Origin of the sequence: Kitasatospora sp. NPDC091257, from assembly GCF_044757675.1 — a bacterium.
GTDB classification, from domain to species: domain Bacteria; phylum Actinomycetota; class Actinomycetes; order Streptomycetales; family Streptomycetaceae; genus Kitasatospora; species Kitasatospora lactacystinica.
Map to the genome: position 1 here is coordinate 1 of NZ_JBIVVI010000841.1, position 4,133 is coordinate 4,133.

Below are 4,133 nucleotides of genomic sequence, written 5' to 3' on the forward strand. Positions count from 1 at the left end.
CCCGGGGCGGCGGGGCGGCGGGGATGACGGTCACCGCCCCGGGGAGGGCGAACTCCGGCCGTCGGCCCGGCGGCAGGGTGCCCGGCCGGGCCCGACGGCGAGGCGTTCGGCCGGGCCTCAGCCGGGCTGTTCGGTGGTCAGGTGCTCCGGCCGGACCGGGATCCGGTTGAGCGCCAGCCCGGTGGCGTTGCGGATGGCGGCCACGATGGACGGCGTCGCGGAGACGGTCGGTGCCTCGCCGACCCCGCGCAGCCCGTACGGCGCGTTGGGGTCGGGCAGTTCGAGCAGCTCCACCGGGATCGGCGGGGTGTCCAGGATGGTGGGGATCAGGTAGTCGGTGAAGGAGGCGTTGCGCACCTTGCCGTCCCGCACGATGATCTCCTCCATCACCGCGAGGCCCAGCGCCTGGGTGCACCCGCCCTGGATCTGGCCGACCACGGAGAGCGGGTTGAGTGCCTTGCCGACGTCCTGGACGGCGGTGAGCTCGACCACCTTGACCAGGCCCAGTTCCACGTCCACGTCCACTACCGCGCGGTTGGCGCAGAAGGTGTACTGGACGTGGCCGAAGCCCTGGCCGGTCTCCTTGTCGAAGGGCTGGGTGGGCCGGTGGTGGTGCTCGCGGGTCTGCTCGATGACGTCGTCGCCGAGCAGGTCGACGATGGAGACCAGCGTGCCGGTCCCGGCCGAGACCACCTTGCCGCCGGTCAGTACCAGGTCGTCGTGGGTCCAGCCGTAGCGTCGGCGTCCCCGGTCGAACAGTTCCCGGCGCACCGCCTCGGCGGCCAGCTTCACCGCGCCGCCCGTCATGTACGTCTGGCGCGAGGCGGAGGTCGAACCGGCCGACCCCACCTCGGTGTTGGCCGGGTGGATGGTGACCTGCTCGACGCCCAGCTCGGTGCGGGCGATCTGGGCGTGCACGGTGACGCCGCCCTGGCCGACCTCGGCCATCGCGGTGTGCACCATGGCGACCGGCTCGCCGCCGATCACCTCCAGCCGCACCCGGGCGGTGGAGTAGTCGTCGAAGCCCTCGGAGAAGCCGACGTTCTTGATGCCGACCGAGTAGCCGACGCCGCGCACGATCCCCTCGCCGTGCGAGGTGTTGGACAGGGCGCCGGGCAGCCGGCGGATGTCCGGGTGCTCGGTGTCCAGCGGCGGCGGCAGCGGCATCTCCTTGGCCCGCCGGAGCAGTTCGGCCACCGGCGCGGGCGCGTCGATCTCCTGCCCGGTGGGCATGAAGTCGCCCTGCGAGACGGCGTTGAGCTGCCGCAACTCCACCGGGTCCATGCCCAGTTCGACGGCCAGCCTGTCCATCTGCGACTCGTAGCCGAACGCCGCCTGCACCGCGCCGAAGCCGCGCATCGCCCCGCAGGACGGGTTGTTGCTGTACAGGGCGATGGCGTGCATCCGCACGTTCGGGATGACGTACGGGCCGTGCCCGAGCGAGGCCGCGTTGCCGACCACGGCGGGGGAGGTGGAGGCGTAGGCGCCGCCGTCCAGCACGATCCGGCAGTCGGCGAAGACCAGTCTGCCGTCCCGGGTGGCGCCGTGCTCGTAGTGCATCCGCGCCGGGTGGCGGTGGACGTGGCCGAAGAAGGACTCGTCCCGCGAGTAGACGATCTTGACCGGCTTGCCGGTGTGCTGGGCCAGCAGACAGGCGTGGATCTGCATCGACAGGTCCTCGCGGCCGCCGAACGCGCCGCCGACGCCGGCCAGCGTGAGCCGGACCTTCTCCTCCGGGAGGTCGAGCACCGGGGCCATCTGCCGGCGGTCGACGTGCAGCCACTGGGTGGCGATGTAGAGGTCGATGCCGCCGTCCTCGGCGGGCACCGCGAGGCCGGACTCCGGGCCGAGGAAGGCCTGGTCCTGCATGCCGACCTCGTAGTCGCCGCTGACGATCACGTCCGCCAGCGCCCGCACCTCGTCGGTCACGCCGCGGCCGGAGACCAGCCGCTGCTCGTGGCAGATGTTGCCGTACGCATGGGACTTGTACTCGTGCGGCTCGTGCACGTACCCGTGGGTCTCCGGGTCGAGGCACTGCTCCTCGGTGACGATCGGGGTGAGCACCTCGTACTCGACCGCGATCCTCTTCACCGCGCGGCGGGCCGTCTCCGGGTGGTCGGCGGCGACCAGGGCGATCGCCTCGCCGTGGTACCGGATCCTGTCGATGGCCAGGGCCGGCTGGTCCTGGATCTCCAGGCCGTAGTACTTCGAGCCGGGGATGTCCTCGTGCGTCAGCACCGCGTACACCCCGGGCACCTTGAGCGCCTCGGAGATGTCCACCGAGAGGATGTTCGCCCGGGGGTGCGGCGAGCGCAGCGCGGTGCCCCAGAGCATGTCCTCGTGCCACAGGTCGGAGGAGTAGGCGAACTCGCCCCGGACCTTCAGGTTGCCGTCCGGGCGCAGCGGGGAGCCGCCGATGCCGTCCTTGGAGGCCTGGTTGATGTTCTGGAGGTTCTTCTGTCCCTGGATCGTCCGCTGGACCGTCCGCCCGCTCATTCCGAGGCCCCCGCTCCCGCGCAGGTGCGGGCCGAGGCCAGCCGCACCGCGTCCATGATCTTCTCGTAGCCGGTGCAGCGGCACAGGTTGCCGGACAGCGCCTCGCGGATGTCGTCGTCGCTCGGCTGCGGATCGGCGGCCAGCAGCGCGTCGGTCTGCACCAGCAGGCCGGGGGTGCAGAAGCCGCACTGGACGGCGCCGGCGTCGACGAACGCCTGCTGGACCAGGCCCAGTTCGCCGTCCTCCGCGCCCAGGCCCTCGACCGTGCGCACCTCGCGGTCCTGCACCTGGCCGGCCGCGACCAGGCAGGAGCAGACCGGGACGCCGTCCAGGTAGACCGTGCAGGAGCCGCACTCGCCCTGCTCGCAGGCGTTCTTCGAGCCCGGCAGGCCGACCCGCTCGCGCAGCACGTACAGCAGGCTCTCGCCCTCCCACACGTCGTCGGCCTCGACCGGCTTGCCGTTGGCGGTGAAAGTGACCCTCATGCCGCGCTCCTGATCTGCTTGCCGTAGTCGTTCCAGGTCCAGGTGAGGGTGCGGCGGGCCATCACGGCGAGCGCGTGCCGGCGGTAGTCGGCGGTGCCCCGCACGTCGTCGATCGGCGAGGCCGCGGCCTTGACCAGCTCGCCGAAGCGCTGGACCACCTCGGTGCCCAGCAGTTCCCCGGACTCCCACAGGCCGCGCTCGGCGAGCACGCCCCGGAGGTACTCCTCGGCCCCGACGGCGCGGCGCGGCGTGGGGGCGGCCGAACCGATGCCGGTGCCGACGGTTCCGTTCTTCGGGTGCAGGGCGAAGCCGAACGCGCAGACCGCGATCACCATGGCATTGCGGGTGCCGATCTTCGAGAACTGCTGGGGCCCGTCCGCCACCGGGATCCGCACGGCCCGGATCAGCTCGTCGGCCTCCAGGCAGTTGCGCTTCACCCCGACGTAGAAGTCGTCGATCGGGATCAGCCGGGTGCCGCGCACCGAGGCCGCCTCGACGAACACGTCCCGTCCGGCCGCCAGCAGCGCCGGGTGCGCGTCGCCGGCCGGGGAGGCCGCGCCGAGGTTGCCGCCGACGCTGCCGCGGTTGCGGATCTGGGGGGATCCGACGGTGCGGGCCGCCAGTGCCAGCCCGGGCAGCGGACCGGACAGCTCCGCGATGATCCGGGCGTACGGGACCGCGGCGCCGAGCCGCACGCCGCCGCCGTCGTTCGACCATTCGGTGAGCTCGGTGATGCGGTTCAGGTCGAGGATCGCGGATGGCCGGTGCACGTCGAAGTTCAGCTCGACCATGACGTCCGTGCCGCCCGAAAGGGGCAGCGCGGTCGGGTACTCGGCCTTCGCCGCGAGTGCCTCGTCCCAGGTGGCGGGCCGAAGGAACTCCATGCGGGTGTCTCCTCAAGTCTTCGCCCGCCGGGTGTCCGGCGGCGTGTCGCCCAGTGAACCGCTGTGACGCGGCCCACTGGCAGTCACCGATGGCATGAAGCCCCGGCTGTGAGCCCGCCCGGCATCCTGTACGTTCCTCTAAGGAGGGGAATCTCGCAGCCCGGGTGTTCGCCGGGTGCTACCTACGACCGTAGTCCGGCCGGGATGCGCGGGCTACGGACCCGCGCGCACGCCCGCTCGGTCAGGCCCTATCGTTACCCCTTCACCC

General features: G+C 72.1%; 3 protein-coding genes. All 3 read right to left on the reverse strand.

Translation table 11 applies throughout. The annotated features are described in order from the left end of the window. Positions 1–117: 117 nt before the first annotated feature. Genes pucD through ACIQOV_RS30620 form a run of 3 tightly spaced genes read right to left on the reverse strand, consistent with a single transcriptional unit; the run spans position 118 to position 3,865 of the window. Positions 118–2,496, reverse strand: coding sequence for a xanthine dehydrogenase subunit D (pucD, locus tag ACIQOV_RS30610; protein WP_401053858.1), 2,379 nt, complete (start codon positions 2,494–2,496; stop codon positions 118–120). Next, entirely contained in the window at positions 2,493–2,981 is a 489-nt protein-coding gene (locus ACIQOV_RS30615; protein WP_380547127.1) for a (2Fe-2S)-binding protein, read from the reverse strand. The genes pucD and ACIQOV_RS30615 overlap by 4 nt, the downstream gene beginning before the upstream one ends. Further along, entirely contained in the window at positions 2,978–3,865 is an 888-nt protein-coding gene (locus ACIQOV_RS30620; protein ID WP_401053860.1) for an FAD binding domain-containing protein, read from the reverse strand. Before ACIQOV_RS30620 ends, ACIQOV_RS30615 begins: the two co-directional genes overlap by 4 nt. Positions 3,866–4,133: the final 268 nt, after the last annotated feature.

Excerpts from the sequence above, each read along its gene's own strand:
- ACIQOV_RS30615 (WP_380547127.1), bottom strand. The coding sequence starts at position 2,981 with ATGAGGGTCACTTTCACCGCCAACGGCAAGCCGGTCGAGGCCGACGAC.
- ACIQOV_RS30620 (WP_401053860.1), bottom strand. The coding sequence starts at position 3,865 with ATGGAGTTCCTTCGGCCCGCCACCTGGGACGAGGCACTCGCGGCGAAG.
- pucD (WP_401053858.1), bottom strand. The coding sequence starts at position 2,496 with ATGAGCGGGCGGACGGTCCAGCGGACGATCCAGGGACAGAAGAACCTC.